Here is a 22,108-nt window from a genome sequence, read left to right as displayed (position 1 = left end):
CTTAAATTAGCCGCCGGTACCACCGCCGTTACCGCCACCACCAGTACCGCCAGTACCACCAGTACCACCAGTACCGCCAGTTGGTGGCTTAGTGCCTTCATCTGGGTCTGGAACAGGTTCCGAATCTTTTGGCGGTGGAAGAGTACCTACATTATCTGGGTCTTTCACTGCATCTTCAATTAACGTTGGATCTTCAGTTAGATCTAGGTAAATCTCATCACCACCCTGTGCTTTAGGGTACTCAGGGTAAGTTGCAATAACTTCTTTTGTGATTGACTCCGTCGCCGCAGCTAGCTCATTAGCTGTTGCTGTAGGACTTACTACAAGTACGTCTGATAGTACCGCTGCTGTTGCTGACACTAGGCTAGCTTCAGATGCAGGAAGAGCTTTGATTACTTCATCAGTACGACGTAAGAAGTCAGCAACACTGCTCACACTACCATTGTTCAGTAAGCTATCTAAGCCAAGATCTTTCAGTACTTGAATACCTGTCGATTCATTGTAAGGTTGGCCGTCTAGCTCTTTCTCAATCAAAGTAGAAATTGGAGAAGATGTAACAAGGTCGTCGTAGTTAGCTAAGCCTTTAGGGAACTTGTAGCTTACCTTGCTCATGTCTTTACCGTTTGAAACGTCAACTGCACCAGCAGTTGCGTTGTAAGCAAATGAACAAGTTTCAGGGTAGTTTAAAACGGTAAGATCTGTAACTTCAGAAACACCATAAAAGTTAGTTGCCTTTAAAGTACCGGTTGTACCATCATCACAGCTGAATGTACCTTTCATACCCATTACTGCAGGGTCGAATGCCATAATATTACGGTACGCTTGTTCCGGTGGCACGCTGTTGTTGTTGTCACTGCCACAACCACCAAGGATTGCACCAACGACTGATAACGCTAAAATTTTATATTTCACAATTTATCCCTACAAATGATTAAAAGCTATGAGACAAGGCAACATTAAATGAATCGATGTTAACACCACCAATACCATCATAGAATTGATACTCTAAACCAACCTTCATTGATGGTGTAATCGAGTATTCAGAACCGAAAGCGATTGTTGGAATCACGCCAGAATCATCAGACTCCACGCCTGGGCCGTTTGCGTTCCAGTCATAAATAGCGAAGCCACCTTTAGCATATAACGCTAGACTATCGTTTATGTTACCAGAGGCTTTAAGCAGCACATCAAAGGTGCTTGCATCGTAACTACCACCGGCAATATCTTTAAGGTTATATTCACCAAGATAGTTGTAGCTACCTTCTATAGACAAGGTGTCCAATAGTTGATAACCCACAAACAAACCGTAAGATGTGTCTGAGTCGTCAATAGCCGTACGGCTCTCTACTAGTGGTGCAAAGTTATCGGCAGTTACACTACCTACTTTAGCGCCTACGTATAAATTTTCAGCTCCAACAGCTGTTGCTGATAGCAACAACAAAGGTGAAACCCTAGCTAACCACTGCATTTTCATATAATTATATCTTCCATATTTCAAACTGAACTGAGGCTGATTTTCCTAGCAAATCTAAGCGATAGTCTAATCAGTTTTTGTATGAAAGCCCAAAAAGCAGACACTCATACACGCCATTCCGTACCAAAACTACTGACGCAAGTGCACAATATTGAATGCTGAAGCTAGAAGCTACAGACAGCTCAATACTGTACTTTTTGAATTTCGCCAGATTTATCAATGTTGTTTAACAAGCACAAAGAACTTGAGAGTAGCTTGCTTTGTATGCAGCAAGCGAGCAGCTAGCATAATCTTTTCGTATGACACTACAAAAATGGTACTCAGAAGATACCAACACAAGAAGATTGCTGCTGTGCTTTCAATATCCAACCAAAACCATCTAATCAATGATAGATAGCCTAAAAAGGAATTACTCTGATTAAACAACTAATTGAACATTATGATAGGTAATTACTGCTATCAAGTAAATGTATAATTAGTAAACGCACCACAACGATTCAAAAAAACGTCAGGATTGCGTCAGGAAGGAGTAAAAAATGGATGAGGAAAAATTGAACGCGGTTGCCCGCACTTTTGCTTAATGCTGGTTTAGTGATGTACGGAGGTCGGTCTTTCATTCTATGTGTTAAGGAGAAGCAACCCTAATCCGCCAAACGTTAGGAATCAGTATTTGGTTGGAGTTACGATAGCCATCCTTTATGCAGTCTTGGCTCAGGGGATAGTATGTAAGGGGAATAAAAAATGGCTAGTGTGAGACACTAGCCATTAAAGCGAATTAATCTTCTTTTCTAAACGCGAAGCGTATTAACACAATTGCCGCACCGACCAGCCCACCAAATAATGTGAAAATAATCACAATAAGTGCACGTTTAGGTTTATCTCGAGAAATTGGTTGTTGAACATTATCTAAGAAGCGAAATGTTTGAAACTCAACACTACGGTCAATTTCAAGGTTATTGAGCATGTCCAATTTTGCATTTATTTGTAGTAAGCGAGGTTCGATAACACTCAAATTTTTTACTGACTCTAGCGCTTTGACCTTCGCTTCTAACCCTTTTGAGCCTAGCTCTATACCAAATAGCTCATTTTCATTACCCGCTGGGATAGGTTTATCGACACCGGCCGAGCGTGCTATACCCATAGCATATTTGGTTCGCTCAGTTTCAACCGATAACTGATTTTTTGCTTGTGTTTCCAAAATCCTCTTTTGTTGAATCAACTCATTTCGCTTACCGCTCACCATAGCCTTTAAGTTGTTAAACGCATCTTGGTGAATTTGAGACTCCGTAAAAGCGATGTAAGCGGTGAGTAAATCAAAACTGCCTTGTTTTGTTGTGGTTTGAAAGCGAACAAAATAGGGGGAATTAGGATTTTCTATGTTTTCCATAGACGCGGTAATTCTTTTAAACCAATCCGAGTACAATATACGTTCCGCAACTTCCGTCATATCAGAACCATCAGCAGAAAGGCTAGCTTTAAACGACTGGAAAGATGAGCTGTTATCTAAAAATACTCGTTTATTATTCGCTGAGTTAAAAGTGTTGATAAAACGCTGAAAGAGAACTTTAGAGTCCCCCAGGCTATTCAGTTCTTTACTGACTAAAACAGTACCATCTTCCTGATAAACATTGAAAACAGGTTGAAATTGTCTGACTTGTTGTTGATATGCAGCTATATTTTGAGGCTGAGCTTTCGTGATCTTAGCACTTGAAGACCACCACTCTTGAACAAACAATGCAAAACAAATACTAGCAATAGTGAATAAAGCTGTAACCAATATAACGACTAGCTTACCGTCCCACAATGCCTTAAAAAGCTCTCGAAAATCAAGTTCATTGTGGTCTGTATACGTCATTGAACTTTTGGTGGTAAACGGCTGTGATTGGATCTGAGGTTTCACTGTAAATCTCTCAAAACATCTAAAATTGATAACGAAAAATACTATCACATCGTATACTTTTAGTATTGTCTGAGTTGTAAACTTTATGAAAGTGATCTTCTGAACCTTAACATTGATTATAGACTCCCACCTATATATCGAACAGAATTACAACGAGGCGTAGAAAGGCGTTCAAGAAGAACATAAAGTAAAAAGTTCAGGTTTAACAAACTCCAGACATTTCTAATTATTTACACGAAGAGATCACGGAGACCATTGGCTCCTCTTTTATATTGAGCTCAAATACACTAAAATTCACCTCAACATCCATTATTAGGCTTAGTCGTGCTCATTTCATTTCTTGACCTCTCTTTTCTGTTTTTCTTTTCTCTCGCGACTATTTTTCTAATGCGTAAGGTTGCTAAGAAAGTCGGTTTAGTTGATAAACCTAATATACGCAAGCTTCATACAGGGGCGGTACCATTAGTTGGTGGTATATCCATTTGTATATCAACCCTTTACTTTTTACTTAACAACCCAGACATCTTACCCAATACTGGCCTTTATGCGGCATGCATCCTGCTCCTTGTTAGTGTTGGGGCTCTAGATGATAAGTTTGATTTAAGCTTCAAATTGCGCTTTGTTGTTCAAGCAGCCCTATCTGTCGCGATGATGGTTGTCGGTGGCATTGAGCTCAATACTATTGGGGACATTTTTGGCTCTGGAGATGTCGTAACATTGGGTTGGTTTGGCTATCTAGTTACGGTACTTGCCGTTGTAGGAGCAATCAACGCATTTAATATGGTCGATGGTATCGATGGACTTTTAGGTGGGTTATCTGTAGTCACTTTCGGTGGATTAGGGATTATGTTGAATTATGACGGGCAATATAATCTAGCTTATATTTGTTTAGTACTCGTTATAATAATCATCCCTTATATTCTTCTAAACTTAGGTGCTTTTGGCCGAAAAAGGAAGGTTTTCATGGGGGATGCGGGAAGTATGCTCATAGGCTTTACTGTTATTTGGCTGTTGTTACTATCAAGCCAAAATGGCACAAGACCTCCTTTACGCCCAGTAACCGCCCTGTGGCTAATTGCGATACCATTGATGGATATGGCTGCAATTATGATCCGTCGTGTACGACGAGGTGACTCACCATTTAAACCTGACCGCGAGCACTTGCATCATATTTTTCAACGTTTAGGTTTTAGTTCCGCACAAACATTAATCGTAATTTGCAGTATTGCTGTACTATTCGCAGGCATCGGTATTTATGCCGAAATGGTGGGAATTCCCGAATATGTCATGCTTTACACATTTCTCATCTGCTTTATCGTGTATTTGATTCTTTTAAGTAATGTTTGGAAAATAACAGCTTACTTTAGGAAGGAATTAAATAAGCCATCAACACATAAAGATCATGACAAGTAAACTAGACTCTATTGGCTACTGTTGTTACGAGTATTAAGAGTTCGACACGTTTAAAAGGTAGGTTTAAGACACTTAAATTTTGCTGATACCAATATTATAGCAATTGGTATCAGCATCAAGTGACTAATTATACGCCCTGGCTAACAGGCCTTTACCTTCATACTTATACCAACTAGCGCTATAAGGCACAAATACACTCTCTCCAGCCTTTAGATTCAAAGACATCTCACCCGACCATATTTTCACTTCACCATCAATACAAAATAAGATTTCTGCACTCCGAACGCGTTGCTCTTTTGCTGTCGGTTCTACATTTAGGATATCAAACGCAAAATCATCTACCGGTACCGGAAAATTTAGGCGTCCCTCTATCGATATAGGCATGAGCTTTAATTGTTCAGGTCGAATAGATTCAAAGCGAGTATTAGCGATAAGCTCTTGGACATCAATATGTTTCGGCGTTAAGCCTGCACGGAGAACATTATCAGAACTTGCCATGATTTCAAGTGCAGTGCCTTTAACATACGCATGAGGCGTTTCTGAATGAAGGAACATTGCCTCACCGGGTTCGAGTTCGACAACATTTAAAATCAATGGTGCTAATATGCCAATATCACCCTCATAATACTCTACAAAGCTTTTACTGTAAGTAAGAGCCTGTTGAAGCCTATCAGACATATGTGCATGATCGAAAACACCTTGGAGTTCATTAAGTATCGCCAGCTTTTTCTTTCCCGAAAATGTCATTAAAGCTGTAAAAAAGCGCTGTAGCCCATCAGAGTTGGGCATTTTCTTTAGCGAAGATAGTTCATATTCAAGAGCAGGGAGACCTAGCTCGTCGAACAGTGCAATTATATGCTGAATCGGCCTAAACCCATTCATCGCTTTATAATGCGTTAACGCATACACCAGTTCAGGTTTATGGTTGGGATCTTTGTAGTTCCGATTAATAGCATCAAGTGCAATTTCTTGCGCACTTTCTCGTTCAAAACCACGCTCTGAGTTAACTTTATTAGGGTGAACTTGGATCGAGAGTGGGGTATGGGCAGCAAGTACTTTAAACAAAAAAGGCAGCTGGCCATATCGTTGAGCAGTATAAGTTCCCAAAATATCGTCAGCATCTTGGTTAATATAGTCCGTAAGTAAAACACCAAGTTGTTCAAGCATAGAACATCCGCCAGGGTGCGCACCCATCCAGAGTTCTGCCTGCGGCTTGCTGTCTACATTCTCAAACCCAAATAGATCAAACATAGAAGTCTGACTACCCCAAGCATAATTTTGAATATGGTTCTTGAGCTTAAAAATTGCCATTAACCGTTACCACTCACTCACATCAAGATCTTGAACATTATTAAGTACTTGTTTAACCGTTTTTTGTGCTTTTTCAACGGTCGCCGACTCCGCATAACAACGAAGCTCGGGCGCATTACCTGAAGGGCGAAGGTGAATAATATCACCCGAATTCAACGTAATACGAAGACCATCTGTAGTATCAACATTCGTGACAATAGCCTCTTTAAACCCCAAAGTATCAATCAAACGCCCTTCTTGCCCAATCGCTTTGGCAATGATCGCTTTACTCTTGTCTGTCTCAAAATTTTGAATACGGTTACTGCTCGTAAAGCGAGGAGCAAGTGCACAAACCAATGAGGTAATACTACAATCTTTGGCTGCTGAAAGTAACATAAGTGCAGGTAGAACCGCGTCGCGAGTCGGGAGTGCCTTTAAAGTTTGATTATTTATCGTTGCATCACTTCCTAGCAAAAAACCACCATTAGCTTCGAAACCGGCAATTACCGTATAGTCTTTTTCAAGCTCTGAAAAAGCTTCAATCACATAGGGTGACCCAATTTTAGTTCGAGCCACTTTTTTAAATGACTCAGAAGAATCAATTACTGTATTGCAGCTTACTGGCAGTGCTAACGCTTCAATATTCATGGCTTCAGCACAGAGTAACCCTAGGATATCCCCACGTAACCATTCTCCTTTTTCATCGGCTACTAGTGGCCTGTCACCATCACCATCCGTTGAAAATATAAAATCTAGATTGTACTTTTGGGACCAAAAACGAGCTTTCTCTTTATCGACTTCTGCTACCGCTTCAGTATCAATTGGGACAAATTCATCTGTACGCTCAAGAGAAACAACTTCGGCCCCTATTGCTTCAAATAGCATTGGGTATATATCGCGCCCTGCACTAGAGTGCTCATAAATGCCAATGCGTTTCCCCGTCAGGAAATTAGAATCAAAAAGCACTGTATAACGCTCTACATATTGCTTTTGAGCTCTAAGTGATACCTGTAACTCTTTCAATACCGGTGCTTCAAATTCAACTTTCGCGCTCAGAATGTCTTGCTCATTGGCTTTTGTTATTTCGCCATCAGGTCGGTAAAACTTAATACCATTGCGATCAAATGGTATGTGGCTTCCGGTAATCATAATACAAGGGATATTGTCTTGCATTGCAGAGTATGCAAGCGCGGGAGTTGGTAGAACCCCATAATATACAGCTTCATATCCCATGGAGCTAATTGCTGAAATAGTTGCCTGCGCCATTTCCGGGCTACTTGGGCGATTATCAATAGCAACGGCAACTTTGTGAAAATCATGACTACCTTTAATGCTGCAAATAAACGCATGAGTAAAAGCTGCGCACACTTCTGGCGTAAATTGTTCAACTAATCCCCGAGCCCCACTTGTTCCAAACTGAATGCCAGAATCCGAGAGCACTTGTGATGTATTTAACATAATAAGACCTTAAATTAGTTAGTAACCTTCACCTTGGGGAGGTGTTCGTACGATATCATCTTCACCTAAGTAGCTACCTGATCTTACTTCAATAATTTCCAAAGGTAACTTTCCTGGGTTTTCAAAACAATGCTCTTCCCCAACAGGAATATAAATTGACTCGTTTTCGGTAATAACGTATTGATCACTGCCTCTATATACTTTAGCTGTTCCTGACACAACAACCCAATGTTCTGAACGATGATAATGTAATTGCATTGCCGTTTTCTCACCCGGCTTTACAATGACTTTTTTCACATGATAACGGTTGCCTCCAGCAATATACTCATGCTTGCCCCAAGGACGATATACTTCACGATGATGTAAAAACTCGTTTCGCTCTTCGGCCTTTAAGTTTGAAACAATGTTTTTAACATTTTGAACTTCATCTCGATGCGCGACTAATAAAGCATCTTTAGTGTCAACAATGACCAGGTCTTGTACACCAACAGTCGCAACCAATCGATGTGGAGAGTTAATGTAACAACGATGGGTGTTATCAGTTAATACATCCCCTTTAACTACGTTGTCATTACAATCTTTATCGCTCACTTCCCAGAGTGATGACCAAGCTCCAACATCACTCCAACCAACATCCATTGGACAAACGACAGCATCGCTCGTTTTTTCCATTACTGCATAATCAATAGATTCATCTGGACATTTAGCAAATTCTTCTTCGTCCAACCGAATGAAATCAAGGTCGCAATTAGCGCCTAAATAGGCTTGTTTCACAGTCGCTAAAATATCTGGACGAAATTTTCCAAGCTCTTCTAAATAACGTGAGGCAGTGAACATGAACATCCCACTGTTCCAGTAATATCCACCATCTTTTAAGTATTGCTCTGCTAAAGCATGGTTAGGCTTCTCAACAAAAGTATCAACCGAATAAAGTCCACTTTCATCGATTTCTTGACCACCTCGAATATAACCATAACCAGTTTCGGGCTTGGTAGGAATTATACCAAAAGTCACTAGTTTTCCACTCTCCGCAAAGGGTTTTGCAGTTGTCAGCGTTTCTCTAAAGGCTTGCTCGTTCTTGATCAAATGATCAGCCGCCAATACCAATAAAATCGGGTTCTGTTCATTTTCAATTGCTCTCAAAGCCGCCAAAGCCACCGCGGGTGCAGTATTACGCCCAAAGGGTTCTAGAATAATCCCAGAATGCTTGACGTCATTGGAGCGCAATTGTTCAGCGACTAAAAAACGATGTGCTTCATTGCAAATCAAGGACACAGGGCCATGTTCAAGCCCGTCTAAACGAAGAATAGTGTCTTGCAACATTGAAGTTTCATTTGTCAGGGGCAAAAACTGCTTCGGATAATGAGTTCGAGACATCGGCCACAGTCGTGAACCTGACCCTCCGGCTAAAATAACGGGTAAAATATTGCTCATATAAAAAGGTTCTCTATCCAAGAGTTAATACTGTACTTATTACGAAGCTCGTACTCAATAGGGGAGTATGGAACATCGACAAACTCATTGATTGTTTCTGTTGAAGTTTTATCATCTACATACAATATATTGTTGGGATGATAAAAGTCATAAGATAAGACTTGACTATTAGTAGTGATTAATTTCTTGCCTGCACCTAGCATCTCAATAGTTCTCATCGTCAAACCTATTTGATCTGGATGGCTAATATCTATTATCGTGTTCGTTTTTTCTATTAAACTGACCACATCAGCTCTACTCATAGATGAAAAAGACACATCGGATAATTTCAAGCCTTGCAACTCTCCTTTTAAATACTTCTTAAATAGAAAGACCATATAACTCGGACAATAGAAAAACAAAAATTTAGCATCACTACCTTTTGTAATATTAGAAACGGACCTAAACCTTTCAGAGTGAGCTGTACCAACAAAAGAAAAGTCATACATAGTCGGCTTTAGATCTAATCCATCATATTCTTTTACATAGAACAAAGGAAGAAAACCAATATTGTTTTCTTTCGCATCACTCGGGTCAAAAGTAAAAAATGAACAAGATACATCTATATATTTTTTTGAATAAGGTTTATTTCTAAAAGAATCCCACATATAAGTAATTATTTTAATTTGTGGGTTAACTTTTATAGCTTTTTCTAAAATATCGACTGACACTGTCTCAGGGTTAACTAACAGAATATAGTCGATTTCTTTTGCCTTATTTACAAGATTTTCAGAATAAAAGTCATCAATATAGGAGTTAATTAAACGATGAAAGCCTAAACGAACCAGAGCTCGGCCTAGAGTGTTTGTGAAGACACGTTCGTCAAGCAAAGATACCTTTGCACCTGCTTTTTCTAATGTATTTTTTATATCATTATCGTAACCAAAAAAAGCAGGACAAAACACTGCTATTTTTTTATCCTTAAGGTTTAAATCTAACATCAAACTCTTTCCCATAACTCAGTTTCGAAGTTATATTTTTTAATTACCTTTGCCGGAGCCCCAACAATGACACAGTAATCAGGAAAACTTCCCCTGACCACAGAATTTGCTCCCACAATACAATGGTTACCAAGCTTTGTTCCTGCCTGTATCGCTGCGCCAATACCTATGAAGCAATTATTTCCAATTTCAGTATTCTTAAAAATATTATCTTGTTCAAGAATGGGGATATTAATATTTTCATATTCATGATCAATATTCGTCACGAATACATTGGCTGAAATTACGGTATCAGAACCAATATTCAACTCTCCGCCGGAGGTTACATGAAAATTTTGGCCTATCCCTACATTATTGCCAATTTTAATATAACCTTTATTGTGAACCTCAAATCGACTACCAGGGAAAATTCTTACTTTTTTCCCTATCGAGACATTATTTAACCCCTTAAAAAAAATAGGAAAACTAAAATAAGATGGCATCTCCAATTTTTTACAAAAAAACTTCAAAAATAAGGCAGATATAAACCACTTTAACTTAAAAATCATGCAGACCTCATCTTAACTAACAGTAATCTTCGTAAGTATTTTGCATAGTAAAAGGCTTTAAATACGAAATAAGAAGTTTTTGAAATAACTTTGTTTTCACAAGCAATATTTAACATTTTTAAAGTACCAAAATGCATCTCTTCGAGATTTGAAGACAAACCCGAGGCTCCAAAATTTTCTTTACCTCCGCCAGTAATTACTAGAGATTCTGGCATATAGTAAAAACCTCCCTCAGCGCATATCCTAAGCCAAAGCTCCCCATCTTCTGCATGAGTCATCGTTTCATTATAGTTGCCAACCGTATTCAGTACAGATCTTCTCACTAGTGCAGTTGATGTCTGAGGGAACATCTTTATCAACAAATCATTACAACAAGCAAGGTATAAGCTGTCAATTTTCTTCCCTAAAATAGATAGCTCTTCATCATTTCTAGCACACCCAATAAAATTGACGCTATCTTTTTTTCTTATGATGTCTACTTGCTTTTGAAGCTTATTGGGGAGCCATACATCATCAGCATCTAAAAATGCTATCCAATCTCCCTCAGAATTTTCTATTCCAACATTTCTAGCCGTTGAAACTCCACCATTTTTCTTATTTATCAAATGTAGCTTGTGCTTAGTCGATGTTCGATAATCATTAATGACTTCGACTAAATTATCGGATGAACCATCATTAACAATGATAATCTCAATATTCACTGCATCTTCAATCACTTGATTTTCCACTGAAGAAATTGCATCTATAATTGTTGCCGATGTATTATAAGCAGGTATTACGACTGAAATTTTCATTTAAATATACCTTTCCATATTTTACTTATCCTCTCATTTGACCAACCATCGGCTAATTCCCTAGAACCTTTACTTAATGACAATAGTTTTTCTTGACTCATCATCATCTCACTCAGATTAGCTTGATATGCACTATCACTTTCAATATCGACTAAATAACCATTAGTTTCATTGATCATATCTCTTGGTCCTGATGGACAATCGAATGAAATTAGTGGTAGGCCAAAACCAGCAGCCTCTAACAACACCATACCAAAGCCTTCACTCCGAGAAGACAAAGCAAATACAGAAGCATTAGAGTAATAGATTTCGATGTCTTTTCTTGGGGGAAGCAAGTTGACGGAGTCTTTCAAGTTATTGTCATTGATATAGTTATCTAAATCCTTTTTCAACTCTCCACTACCTACAATGTTTAATTTCCACCCCCCCCTAACCGAAGGGTTTATGTTGTTCCATATTTTTAACAAACGCAGTTGTTTTTTATCTTCCGTATATCGACCAATATTGAGGACAACCTTACTACTTAAATCTGCTTTGTTGTAAGCCAAAGTGGGCTTGTAGTGTGGTGTATATACAACTGGAAAACCAAAATTCTTGTACTTTTCACAATCAAGAGTTGTTGGCACGCAGTAATATTTACAACGTTTATAAGTGAGTTTTTTAACAGTTCGATAAACTCTGTTGTAGTTATTTTCTGAGCCGTGTTCTGAGATGATGATTTTATTACTATTTATTCCAGACAACAGAAGTTCTAAATGTGACAAAGGGTGCGTTACATACACATAATCAAAATCATTAGATTTTAAGTACTTATATAATTTGAAACTTGAACTAACTATACTTTTTAACTTTGCCATCGCCCTTTTTAAGCGATTATTCATGTTTAATTCATAATAAGAATGCAATGAATCAATACTAATTTTCTTATCAACCTCATAGAAACTATCCTTACCATCCTGAGTTAATATAGTTATATTGAAATCATCACACAGCTCATTTACGATCGTAGTTACAACACGTTCAATCCCGCCAGAGGGTGATAACGAAGGAATATAAAACAGTAATTTTTTATTTTGGTTTTGCATACATTTAAATAACTCATATGACGGGGTTACTAGTGATACATTAATCTTACATAGTTTCTATACTAGTAACATCTGATGTTTATTAAAATAATCATGGTTTATAGGATATAAAGTAGCACTATTGCCTATGAAAGCATTGAGTCCACACAAATTAAATCCTAAAATCCAAAAAGATAACTCCGATAATTATCATATAATTCTGGATAAAAATTGAGGCCAGAGTTCAACTGTCTCAAACACAACATAAAAAGGATTAACGTTAACAGTATTCTATGTAATTTATTTTTTGCTGTTGAAACCATCAAAGAAACAATTACTATCTCTGATATTCTAAAATAGACACTAGCCCTCATGAATGCCGCATTGATTGGACCGGCAACTGCATCAAATATTACAGAAAAGAAATACAAATTATAGAAAAGATTACATAACTCGTTTTTAACTTTACTTAAAACTTGCTGGTAGTATAAATCAAACAAAATAAGAATAATAATTTTCTTAAGCATGGACATTATACTAAAGTTGTCAAAGATCACGCTTTGATATATCGTTAGTTTATCAACCACATATCCGACACCAATAATAGAAAATAATTTTATTGCGACACCGATTAGAACAGGCGCTATATATGTACCAAGTATTACACAACCACTTAAAATAAGATATCTTACTTTGGCAGATATATAACCAATGGTAAAAAAATAAGCCACGATATAGATAATAGCTGAGACGTGGAAAAGACAGGCAAACAAAATGCAGGAAATAAATCCCATTTTATTGCGATCAAGAATAAATATGTTGCTAAAAAACACTATGCCTATTGCAATTATTTGCCTATTCCCTCCCATGAATGAAAGCATATAGTTTGCAATAAAAAACATTATTGCGACAATCGCATAATCTACTCTTGAAAACAAAAAGTATGATATAAGAAAAATAGAAAAAGAAGTAATAAAAAACAAAAAGTAAGAATAATCTAAGTGATTAGAATAGAAAGTTTTTTCTAAAAACACATAGCCAATTTCAAACTGTTCACTATGAACAATATTGTAGTGATTTAAATAGACACCCCAATCAGAACCAACATCCCATCTAAATCCAACAAACACTGATAGCATAAGTCCAATCAATAATAACAATATCAACTGAAGCTTCTTTTCATTATTATACGCTATGTCTAAATTAGCAAAGAAATAGGCTATAGAAAGTATAAGGAAATAGGTCATAATAATAGGCTAATATTTTTGATATAGTAGTCACTGGACAGTTCAGATTTAACAAACTGTAAGTTGGATACTATTTTATTTATTTCTATTTGATTATTAGAGACTTGTTCAATAATAATTGCCATTTCATTTAGATCTTTACAAAGGAAACCTAACTTGCCATATTTTTTAAAGTAGCTTTCTAGCATATTAGTTTTGATAGCTATTATTGGTTTCTCGAGAGCAATGCAATCTGAAAAGACACCACTAGGTGTTAATTCATAGCTACTGTTGTTTTGGTTAAAAAATAGAGCACAGTCGATTGATGCTACATTCTTCATGAACTCATCAAATGGTATTAAGCTCTCTTTTAAGGCCCCTTTACATTTGTGTTGGACTTTATCATCACAATCATACGAAAAAGTGCCATCGGATACACCAACAGTGACTAAACTGTTCGATTCGTAGAAATCATTTGACAAAAAAGTAGAGAGAACATAAATTCCCTCACTATATTTGTTAGTCGACTGCACCCCAAATGTACCAAAAACCAACCCGTCATTTTGATTCTTTGATAGCTCATATTTACTTTGAATAGGATGCTCTATATGAACAAAGTTACCATCTTTATATAGCTTTTTTAAATTATCATAAATATAAGCATTAATAGCTATAAAGCTTACTTTGGATTTCAAACCAAATGCTAGCTCTACAAATCTAGCACCTAACTTTTGACCATAGCCGTTGGCTTTCTTCAAATAACCAAGTTCACCATGCATAAATACATTAACTTTCATTCCAAAAAACTTGGATATAACTGCTAGAATTAAGTATTGTAATGGTGTCGCTGAAAGAAATGTATAGGTACTTCGCTTCCCATAAGTTAGTAAAACCTGAGCAAGAAGTATATTGGATTTTATCCAGAGATAATACTTTGAGTTTTCGACATTTAGTAACTTTACATTATTCTTATCTTTAATTTTTTCAATAGATGATGAGTTTGCATCTAGATGAAATATAACATCACCCAATAAATCAAAATATTTTACGATCTCAGAATTAAAGACATGATGTTCATTATTACGTCTGATGAAATCTACTATAACATTCACTATTTTAACCTCAACAAAGATGTTATTGGTTTAAAGCCGCTAATATTTAACTCACGAAACACTAAGAGAGGCCACTTCCAGTTATTGTACAACAGTTGCAATATTAATTGAGATAAAATCACCCCCCATAATCCATAAAAGTATGCGGAGATTATGGAACATAGTGAGATCATTACGCCAGTTATAAATAGAGGCCACATGAATATAATTTCATTCTTAGTTGTTAGAAATGCCGTACACAATGAATGATTCATCTCTAAAAAGGCAGCAACTAAGAAAAACAATAACATCATACTTGGCAGGAGTTGGGTATCTTGTGATATTAAACTCAATAGATATGGACCAAGGACCAATAAAGAACATGAAAAGCTAAAAAATAAAACCCATGAAAGACCAAGTGAGCGACAAAAAACTCGTTTAATACCTTCAATATTACCTTTAACTTGTTCTGAATTCATATATGGCAACTGTAACCCAAAATACATAGATGATACTATGACCGCAATAGAAGTAATTTGTAAGGTGAAGCCATACATGGCAGCAGCTTTAAGTCCAATAACAGATGATACAATTAACACGCTTCCTCTAACCGTTAAGAAGTTACCCAATTGCACAACGCCCATGAGCTTTGCATTTTTCCATATAGTCATGGTGTAATCTTTTGTTCGTTTTAGCTGAAACGCTTTTATCGTCTCAGAAGCATTACTATCAAAGACACTTAATCTAACTAAAACTCGATCGACTACAACACTACATAACATCCCAATAGAAAGTGACAACAGACCATAACCTAAATACAATAGTGGGATAGCGCAAATTATATTTGTTAGTTTAGAGAATACGACCACTTTATTAAGTTGTGTTTGATCGCCTCGACCTTTTAATAATGCATTGTAATGACCAAAATAAAATAGAATGACGGTTGCAGAACCATATATTAACCAAGAAAAATAAAGTAACTCTCGTTCACCTGAATAGTCTAATGTAGATAAATAATATGTACCACCAACCGAAACAATTAAAAATGCCATCAATGAAACTAATAAGTATATCCGCCTAGATGCGAATATAACATTTGACAGTAAACTTATATTGACTTCATTTTTTTCATTACACTCAGGAATACACTTATCTGATATATCATCAGCACCAGCAAAAACGTAAGATATATATCTCGATATAGTTGGTAAAAAGCCAAATTCAAGTAACTGAATCAACCCAATAAATGTTATAAATACATACCAAACACCTACATCTTCTTGACTTAGAAAATATAATACGAATGGTAATAATAATAAACTAGATGCCATATTCAGTACTTGTGACAAATACCCCCATATGACATCTTTTTTCTCAACCCTATGTTTCATTTTCTACAATTTATTTTTAAAGTCTTCAATAAGAAGCTTCAAATCATCCAGTACATATCTAGGTTTATAATCAATAAGCGACTCTAAAGTCGATATATCTGTTTCAGGGAAAACTTCACACGTACTCCCGAATGTATTTAACCAGTTAATTTTTGTTCCGGTGTTGTTCATCAACACATCGGAAATCTCACTAGCCGTAACATTTTTTCCATAAGCAATATTTACAACGCGAGGGATACTATTTAGTTTGATTAACGCCAAGGTACTTGAAACTACATCCATTACCGAAACGTAATCTTTGGCGTAAGACTTGGCTATATACATATCAACTTGGCCATTATTTATTGCGTTTCTAATTATAGAGGGTAAGAATAAATTACTATGCAGAGCCAAGCCATATACGTTGCTGGGTCTAATGACTAAACAGTTACGGTTACTTTTTAAACAAAGCTCTTCAGCAGTCATTTTAGTCAGATTAAATAATCTCCGACTATCGTCTTCACAAACAGTTAGGTCACTAGTTTCATTTGAACCACTTTGGTTCATATATACTCTTGTTGACGATACATAGACTAGTTGACTAAACTTTGCTTTTTCTAATAGAGAGCTTAGTAATACCACGTTAGCAGTAAGAACATTATATGGATCTTTATTGCAATCACCGTAACCTGCACTATATATTACAGTACCCAAGTCATGCTCATAAATACTGGTATCATCTCTCTCAGGAACATAAACATCATGTCCCAGGTTTTCCAGTTCAGTTACAAATTCAGAGCCAATAAATCCTCGCCCACCAAAAACTGTGAATTTTCCCATTACTTCCACCCTTGTCTAATTTTATATTCAATTTCACTGAGTAACGGCTGAATGCGGTCTTTATCTGAAAGAAGTGGAGTAACAATAGGCCATTCAATATTGATAGCAGGATCACTCCATAACAAGCCACTCTCGTCACTAGGGTCGTAATAATCAGTGCATTTGTACTGAAAGTCAGCAGATTCACTTAAAACACAAAAACCATGAGCAAAACCAGGAGGTACATAAAATTGAAGTTTATTTTCACCAGTTAAAATTACCGATTCATATTGACCGAATGTTTCTGAGTCTGGGCGCAAATCAACAGCAACGTCAAAGACCTCTCCATGAGTAACACTCACCAACTTTCCTTGCTGTTTTAATTTTTGAAAATGTAAACCCCTCAGGACGCCACGAGAGGACTTAGAACGATTATCTTGTACAAAACGTTCTTTGATACCCGCGTTAAAGTAACGCTCTTCCTGAAATGTTTCTAAAAAGAAGCCTCGCTCATCACCAAAAACTTTAGGCTCGATAATTATACAATCTTGAAGTTTAGTCTTTATAATTTTCATTATCGATTTACCTTTAGTGACTCTCTAAGAGTTTGATCATTAATCAAAGAAACCAGATACTTACCATAGCTGTTTTTCAACATTGGTTGAGCAAGGCGAATAATATCTTCATCCGATAACCATCCATTTGCCCAAGCAATCTCTTCTAAACAAGCCACTTTTAGACCTTGAACATTTTCCAGCGTCTCGACAAAAGAAGATGCCTCGTGAAGGCTTTCATGAGTCCCTGAATCCAACCACGCGAATCCGCGGCCAAGCAATTCAACATTCAGAGAACCATCATTTAAATACATTTGGTTTATTGATGTTATTTCAAGTTCACCACGCTCTGATGGTTTGACTTGTTTGGCAAATTCAACAACTCGATTATCATAAAAATATAACCCCGTGACTGCCCAATTCGATTTTGGTTGTATGGGTTTCTCTTCAATGCTGAGAGCCTTATAATTGTCATCAAATTCCACAACACCAAAACGCTGTGGGTCTTTCACATGATAACCAAATACAGTCGCCCCATTTTCTCGTCTAACTGCGCTTCTCAATGTTCGACTAAATGACTGTCCATAAAATATATTGTCACCGAGAACTAAGCAGACATTATCATCACCGATAAATTTTTCACCAATAATAAAGGCTTGAGCCAAACCGTCGGGAGACGCTTGAACTGCATATTCCAAGTTGATACCAAAATCAGAACCATCACCAAGTAAGCGCATAAAGCCAGCTTTATCCTCGGGAGTTGTGATAATCAAGATATCACGAATCCCTGCAAGCATTAGGGTTGATATCGGGTAAAAAACCATCGGCTTATCATAAACCGGGAGAAGTTGCTTAGAGACGCCACGAGTCAACGGGTATAGACGAGAGCCAGAACCACCGGCAAGAACAATACCTTTCATTATTCATTTCCCTTTAATTCAGTGATTTCTACACCCAAACGCTCACGTTGATAGCTACCATCTTGCACGTTTTGACACCATATAGAGTTATCTAGATACCATTGCACTGTTTTACGAAGGCCCGTTTCAAATGTTTCTTCTGGCATCCAGTTTAGCTCACGTTGCATTTTAGATGAGTCAATGGCATAGCGACGGTCGTGACCAGGACGGTCTTGAACATAGGTGATTTGCTCTGAGTATTTGGTCTCTTTTGGTACTAGCGCGTCAAGGATGTCACAAATCGTGTTCACAACTTCAATGTTTTTCTTTTCGTTATGACCACCAATATTGTAAGTCTCACCTACTTTACCTTCGGTCACGACTTTGTAGAGCGCTCGTGCATGGTCTTCAACGAACAGCCAGTCACGAATTTGATCACCTTTGCCGTAGATAGGAAGGTCTTTTCCTTCAAGAGCATTAAGGATAACAAGTGGAATCAATTTTTCTGGGAAGTGATATGGGCCGTAGTTATTTGAGCAGTTAGTGACGATAGTTGGCAGGCCGTAAGTTCGTAGCCATGCGCGAACTAAATGGTCGCTTGATGCTTTTGAAGCAGAGTAAGGGCTAGATGGTTCATAAGGTGTCGTTTCCAAGAACATTGGAAGCTCAGTTCCTTCAGGAACTTCATCAGGGTGAGGAAGGTCACCATACACTTCATCGGTAGAGATATGATGGAAGCGAAACTCTGCTTTAGCTCGCTTTTCAAGTTTATTCCAGTACTCGCGTGTCGCCTCTAATAACGTATATGTTCCAACTACGTTCGTCTCAATAAATGCAGCAGGGCCAGTGATAGAACGGTCAACATGCGACTCGGCAGCTAAGTGCATCACTGCATCTGGTTTATGCTCTGCAAACACTCGGTCAAGCTCTGAACGATTACAAATATCCACTTGCTCAAATACATAACGTGCGTTTGTATCAACTTCAACAAGCGATTCTAAATTTCCGGCATAAGTGAGCTTATCAACGTTGATTACGCTATCAGTTGTATTATTTATAATATGACGTATGACTGCTGAACCGATAAAACCAGCACCACCGGTGACTAATATCTTCACAAAAACTCCTAAAGTAAGCCTGGAAAATCAACTCCTAGCACGTAAGGCGCTTGCCATTAAGCATGCTACCGCCCATTGGTCACAAAGCGAAACCACACTACGCATTCAAAGTTAAAAATGTAAATCTCTCTATTATCTATGTATGAGTAAATATAATCAAAAAAAAATCCAGTTATGTGCGTGATGAAGCTAACTCTATGTACACCAAACCCAAAACCTCGCTATACTCCTGACCTAATAGTTTTTCGCCCAATAACGAATAAGAGTTCAAGACATGCAAGAGTTAGTTCCATTTGTTCAAGAGAATATGATTTTAGCCATCGTATGGATCGGCTTGGTTGTTGCCATCATTGCGAACGTTATCAAGACATCAAATGCAGCCTACAAAGAGATCACGGCAGCGCAAACCACACACATGATTAACCGTGAAAACGGTGTTGTGGTTGATATTCGTACTAAGGATGAGTTCAAAAAGGGCCATATTACGGACGCAGTTCACATTTTACCGTCAGACATCAAAGCAAATAGCTTTGGTAGCCTTGAAAGCCGCAAAGCAGACCCAATCATCGTAGTATGCAAGACAGGTCAAACTGCTCAAGAAAGCGCTAACTTACTGGTTAAAGCAGGCTTCGAAAACGTAAGCGTGCTGAAAAGCGGATTAGTGGCTTGGAGCGAAGCTAACCTACCTTTGGTTAAAGGTAAGAAGTAGTTCAAGGCAAGAAGTAAACTGACCGATAAACTAACTTTCGGGCTTTGTTCGTCAAACATAATGAACAGAGCCTAATTTAAATTTTTAAGGACAAGAAAATGGCTGAAGCAGCACAACAAGACGCACAACAGAACTTCGCAATCCAACGCATCTTCCTAAAAGACGTATCTTTCGAAGCGCCAAACTCTCCAGACATGTTTCAAAAAGAGTGGAACCCAGACGTAAAACTGGACCTAGACACTCAAAGCCGTGAACTTGGCGAAGGCGTGTACGAAGTAATTCTACGTCTAACGGTTACGGTTAAGAACGCTGAAGACACGGCATTTCTTTGTGAAGTTCAACAAGGCGGCATCTTCTCTGCAAGTGAAATGGAAGCTGGTCAACTGGCTCATTGCCTAGGTGCATTCTGCCCGAACATCCTATTCCCATACGCTCGTGAAACCATTTCTAGTTTAGTGGTTAAAGGTACGTTCCCACAACTGAACCTAGCACCAGTAAACTTTGATGCTTTGTTCATGAACTACCTACAAAACCAAGCTCAGCAAGCTGAAGGCGAACAGGCTTAAGTCTCAAAGTAGAACTTAACTCTAACGATTCAAGCGCTAGTTAGCTTTTAAATGCACATCGCAACTTCTGCGATGTGCATTTTTTCTTTACACTGTACTAAGATTGAAAGCTCAGCTTATTTTAGTAGATAGCTTTTCCAGAACTCTTCGATTTCCCTCATTATTTTTAGGTGGAAGCATGACAGAAACAACTCGCCCGACTAACACTACAGACGCTTACGGTAAAGACAGCGCTTACGGCAAAGACATCGCCATGACTGTCATTGGTGCAGGGTCTTATGGTACATCTTTAGCGATATCTCTAGCGCGTAACGGTGCCAATGTTGTTCTTTGGGGACATGATCCTGTTCATATGAATCGCCTTGATTCAGAACGTGCGAATAATGAGTTTCTGCCCAATATAGACTTCCCAGAAAGCCTAATCATCGAGTCAGACCTTGAGAAAGCGGTAACAGCAAGTCGCGACCTTCTCGTTGTCGTTCCTAGCCACGTGTTTGGTATCGTTTTAAATAGCCTTAAACCTCACTTAACTACGAACTCTCGTATCTGCTGGGCAACGAAAGGGTTAGAGCCAGAGACTGGCCGCCTACTCAAAGATGTCGCACACGATGTGCTTGGTGATGGGTACTCGTTAGCGGTTCTATCCGGGCCTACCTTCGCCAAAGAGTTAGCGATGGGTATGCCAACGGCTATCTCTGTTGCTTCACCAGATGAAGTTTTCTTAGAAGAGCTTCAAGAAAAAATCCACTGCGGCAAAACATTCCGAGTGTACGCAAACTCAGATTTCATTGGTATGCAGCTTGGCGGCGCCGTTAAAAATGTCATCGCAATTGGCGCTGGCATGTCGGATGGTATTGGCTTTGGTGCTAATGCACGTACTGCGCTTATCACTCGCGGCTTAGCCGAGATGAGTCGATTGGGTGCAGCTCTTGGTGCACAACCAGAAACCTTCATGGGAATGGCTGGACTGGGCGACCTAGTACTAACATGTACCGATAACCAATCGCGAAATCGCCGTTTTGGTTTGGCGCTAGGCTCAGGTAAAGACGTCGACACGGCTCAAGAAGAAATTGGCCAAGTTGTCGAAGGTTATCGCAACACCAAAGAAGTTTGGTTATTATCAGAACGCATGGGCGTTGAGATGCCAATTGTTGAACAAATTTATCAAGTGTTGTATCAAGGGAAAGATGCACACTTAGCAGCACAAGATCTACTTGCACGAGACAAGAAGTCAGAAAGATAGAAGAGCAGATACAGGTAACCCAAGAGCAGTAGAGAGATTCGAGTAAACGAGATACGAAAAGAGTAAAAGCAGATACGAGATTCGGGTAATCGAGATGCGAAAAAAGTAAAAGCAGATACGAAGAGAGTAAGAGCATGTTGAGCACTTAAAGAAGGCTG

General features: G+C 38.2%; 21 protein-coding genes. 4 read left to right on the top strand and 17 right to left on the bottom strand.

Translation table 11 applies throughout. From position 1 onward, the window contains the following. Positions 1–6 precede the first annotated feature (6 nt). From QQ041_RS02695 to QQ041_RS02685, 3 genes are all read right to left on the bottom strand, one after another. Entirely contained in the window at positions 7–912 is a 906-nt protein-coding gene (locus tag QQ041_RS02695) for a serine/threonine protein kinase (RefSeq protein WP_285953050.1), read from the bottom strand. 19 nt (positions 913–931) lie between these two features. Further along, positions 932–1,474 carry an outer membrane beta-barrel protein gene (locus QQ041_RS02690; RefSeq protein ID WP_048663159.1) on the bottom strand — a complete coding sequence of 181 codons (543 nt, stop codon included), beginning with the start codon at positions 1,472–1,474 and terminating at the stop codon, positions 932–934. A gap of 775 nt (positions 1,475–2,249) precedes the next feature. Then, positions 2,250–3,374 (bottom strand): LPS O-antigen chain length determinant protein WzzB, encoded by a 1,125-nt coding sequence (locus tag QQ041_RS02685; RefSeq protein ID WP_285953049.1) that lies wholly within the window; start codon positions 3,372–3,374, stop codon positions 2,250–2,252. A gap of 324 nt (positions 3,375–3,698) precedes the next feature. Between QQ041_RS02685 and wecA the strand changes: the two genes are divergently transcribed. Beyond that, a complete protein-coding gene (gene wecA, locus QQ041_RS02680; protein WP_123311707.1) occupies positions 3,699–4,787 on the top strand; it encodes a UDP-N-acetylglucosamine--undecaprenyl-phosphate N-acetylglucosaminephosphotransferase in 1,089 nt (362 codons plus the stop codon). Positions 4,788–4,910: 123 nt separating this feature from the next. Here the strand turns inward: wecA and manA are convergent, their stop codons facing one another. The 14 genes from manA to rfbB all read right to left on the bottom strand — a co-directional run bounded on the left by manA (position 4,911) and on the right by rfbB (position 19,432). Beyond that, entirely contained in the window at positions 4,911–6,098 is a 1,188-nt protein-coding gene (gene manA, locus QQ041_RS02675) for a mannose-6-phosphate isomerase, class I (protein WP_285953048.1), read from the bottom strand. A 6-nt stretch (positions 6,099–6,104) separates the two neighbouring features. Beyond that, on the bottom strand, positions 6,105–7,535 hold the full coding sequence (locus tag QQ041_RS02670) for a phosphomannomutase (protein WP_285953047.1): 1,431 nt from the start codon (positions 7,533–7,535) through the stop codon (positions 6,105–6,107). Positions 7,536–7,553: 18 nt separating this feature from the next. Then, the gene (locus tag QQ041_RS02665) at positions 7,554–8,969 is read right to left on the bottom strand and encodes a mannose-1-phosphate guanylyltransferase/mannose-6-phosphate isomerase (protein WP_132982090.1); all 1,416 of its coding nucleotides are present in this window, start codon (positions 8,967–8,969) and stop codon (positions 7,554–7,556) included. Then, on the bottom strand, positions 8,966–9,949 hold the full coding sequence (locus QQ041_RS02660) for a lipopolysaccharide biosynthesis protein (protein WP_123311715.1): 984 nt from the start codon (positions 9,947–9,949) through the stop codon (positions 8,966–8,968). Before QQ041_RS02660 ends, QQ041_RS02665 begins: the two co-directional genes overlap by 4 nt. Continuing rightward, complete coding sequence (locus tag QQ041_RS02655; RefSeq protein ID WP_123311717.1) at positions 9,949–10,497, bottom strand: DapH/DapD/GlmU-related protein; 549 nt, start codon at positions 10,495–10,497, stop codon at positions 9,949–9,951. Before QQ041_RS02655 ends, QQ041_RS02660 begins: the two co-directional genes overlap by 1 nt. After that, positions 10,494–11,291: a glycosyltransferase gene (locus QQ041_RS02650; protein ID WP_081230161.1), complete on the bottom strand. Its 798-nt coding sequence runs from the start codon at positions 11,289–11,291 to the stop codon at positions 10,494–10,496. The genes QQ041_RS02655 and QQ041_RS02650 overlap by 4 nt, the downstream gene beginning before the upstream one ends. Beyond that, a complete protein-coding gene (locus QQ041_RS02645; RefSeq protein ID WP_081230162.1) occupies positions 11,288–12,376 on the bottom strand; it encodes a glycosyltransferase family 4 protein in 1,089 nt (362 codons plus the stop codon). The genes QQ041_RS02650 and QQ041_RS02645 overlap by 4 nt, the downstream gene beginning before the upstream one ends. 158 nt (positions 12,377–12,534) lie before the next feature. After that, complete coding sequence (locus tag QQ041_RS02640; protein ID WP_285953046.1) at positions 12,535–13,521, bottom strand: EpsG family protein; 987 nt, start codon at positions 13,519–13,521, stop codon at positions 12,535–12,537. A gap of 77 nt (positions 13,522–13,598) precedes the next feature. Continuing rightward, on the bottom strand, positions 13,599–14,693 hold the full coding sequence (locus QQ041_RS02635) for a hypothetical protein (RefSeq protein WP_285953045.1): 1,095 nt from the start codon (positions 14,691–14,693) through the stop codon (positions 13,599–13,601). Beyond that, complete coding sequence (gene wzx / locus QQ041_RS02630) at positions 14,693–16,063, bottom strand: O-unit flippase-like protein (protein ID WP_081230165.1); 1,371 nt, start codon at positions 16,061–16,063, stop codon at positions 14,693–14,695. Before wzx ends, QQ041_RS02635 begins: the two co-directional genes overlap by 1 nt. A 3-nt stretch (positions 16,064–16,066) precedes the next feature. Beyond that, positions 16,067–16,882 carry an SDR family oxidoreductase gene (locus tag QQ041_RS02625; RefSeq protein ID WP_081230166.1) on the bottom strand — a complete coding sequence of 272 codons (816 nt, stop codon included), beginning with the start codon at positions 16,880–16,882 and terminating at the stop codon, positions 16,067–16,069. Further along, positions 16,882–17,436 carry a dTDP-4-dehydrorhamnose 3,5-epimerase gene (rfbC, locus tag QQ041_RS02620; RefSeq protein WP_081230167.1) on the bottom strand — a complete coding sequence of 185 codons (555 nt, stop codon included), beginning with the start codon at positions 17,434–17,436 and terminating at the stop codon, positions 16,882–16,884. Before rfbC ends, QQ041_RS02625 begins: the two co-directional genes overlap by 1 nt. Beyond that, positions 17,436–18,335 (bottom strand): glucose-1-phosphate thymidylyltransferase RfbA, encoded by a 900-nt coding sequence (gene rfbA / locus QQ041_RS02615; RefSeq protein ID WP_081230168.1) that lies wholly within the window; start codon positions 18,333–18,335, stop codon positions 17,436–17,438. The genes rfbC and rfbA overlap by 1 nt, the downstream gene beginning before the upstream one ends. Further along, on the bottom strand, positions 18,335–19,432 hold the full coding sequence (rfbB, locus tag QQ041_RS02610; protein WP_081230169.1) for a dTDP-glucose 4,6-dehydratase: 1,098 nt from the start codon (positions 19,430–19,432) through the stop codon (positions 18,335–18,337). The genes rfbA and rfbB overlap by 1 nt, the downstream gene beginning before the upstream one ends. A gap of 274 nt (positions 19,433–19,706) precedes the next feature. Here rfbB and QQ041_RS02605 point away from each other — a divergent pair, with 274 nt between their 5' ends. From QQ041_RS02605 to gpsA, 3 genes are all read left to right on the top strand, one after another. Continuing rightward, on the top strand, positions 19,707–20,141 hold the full coding sequence (locus tag QQ041_RS02605) for a rhodanese-like domain-containing protein (protein WP_048612491.1): 435 nt from the start codon (positions 19,707–19,709) through the stop codon (positions 20,139–20,141). A gap of 98 nt (positions 20,142–20,239) precedes the next feature. After that, on the top strand, positions 20,240–20,707 hold the full coding sequence (gene secB / locus QQ041_RS02600) for a protein-export chaperone SecB (protein ID WP_009847959.1): 468 nt from the start codon (positions 20,240–20,242) through the stop codon (positions 20,705–20,707). Between the two features lie 178 nt (positions 20,708–20,885). Continuing rightward, complete coding sequence (gene gpsA / locus QQ041_RS02595) at positions 20,886–21,950, top strand: NAD(P)H-dependent glycerol-3-phosphate dehydrogenase (protein ID WP_285953044.1); 1,065 nt, start codon at positions 20,886–20,888, stop codon at positions 21,948–21,950. Positions 21,951–22,108: the final 158 nt, after the last annotated feature.

Source organism: Vibrio sp. TMPB1044, from assembly GCF_030442075.1.
GTDB classification, from domain to species: domain Bacteria; phylum Pseudomonadota; class Gammaproteobacteria; order Enterobacterales; family Vibrionaceae; genus Vibrio; species Vibrio satsumensis.
The sequence above is the reverse complement of the archived record's forward strand: the minus strand, read 5'-3'. Positions and strand labels throughout refer to the sequence as shown.

Bases quoted from the DNA above. Each gene is read 5' to 3' on its own strand.
- rfbA (WP_081230168.1), bottom strand. From the start codon at position 18,335: ATGAAAGGTATTGTTCTTGCCGGTGGTTCTGGCTCTCGTCTATACCCG.
- QQ041_RS02645 (WP_081230162.1), bottom strand. From the start codon at position 12,376: ATGCAAAACCAAAATAAAAAATTACTGTTTTATATTCCTTCGTTATCA.
- QQ041_RS02690 (WP_048663159.1), bottom strand. From the start codon at position 1,474: ATGAAAATGCAGTGGTTAGCTAGGGTTTCACCTTTGTTGTTGCTATCA.
- QQ041_RS02665 (WP_132982090.1), bottom strand. From the start codon at position 8,969: ATGAGCAATATTTTACCCGTTATTTTAGCCGGAGGGTCAGGTTCACGA.
- QQ041_RS02625 (WP_081230166.1), bottom strand. From the start codon at position 16,882: ATGGGAAAATTCACAGTTTTTGGTGGGCGAGGATTTATTGGCTCTGAA.
- QQ041_RS02660 (WP_123311715.1), bottom strand. From the start codon at position 9,949: ATGTTAGATTTAAACCTTAAGGATAAAAAAATAGCAGTGTTTTGTCCT.
- gpsA (WP_285953044.1), top strand. From the start codon at position 20,886: ATGACAGAAACAACTCGCCCGACTAACACTACAGACGCTTACGGTAAA.
- QQ041_RS02655 (WP_123311717.1), bottom strand. From the start codon at position 10,497: ATGATTTTTAAGTTAAAGTGGTTTATATCTGCCTTATTTTTGAAGTTT.
- QQ041_RS02650 (WP_081230161.1), bottom strand. From the start codon at position 11,291: ATGAAAATTTCAGTCGTAATACCTGCTTATAATACATCGGCAACAATT.
- secB (WP_009847959.1), top strand. From the start codon at position 20,240: ATGGCTGAAGCAGCACAACAAGACGCACAACAGAACTTCGCAATCCAA.
- rfbC (WP_081230167.1), bottom strand. From the start codon at position 17,436: ATGAAAATTATAAAGACTAAACTTCAAGATTGTATAATTATCGAGCCT.
- wzx (WP_081230165.1), bottom strand. From the start codon at position 16,063: ATGAAACATAGGGTTGAGAAAAAAGATGTCATATGGGGGTATTTGTCA.
- QQ041_RS02605 (WP_048612491.1), top strand. From the start codon at position 19,707: ATGCAAGAGTTAGTTCCATTTGTTCAAGAGAATATGATTTTAGCCATC.
- QQ041_RS02670 (WP_285953047.1), bottom strand. From the start codon at position 7,535: ATGTTAAATACATCACAAGTGCTCTCGGATTCTGGCATTCAGTTTGGA.
- manA (WP_285953048.1), bottom strand. From the start codon at position 6,098: ATGGCAATTTTTAAGCTCAAGAACCATATTCAAAATTATGCTTGGGGT.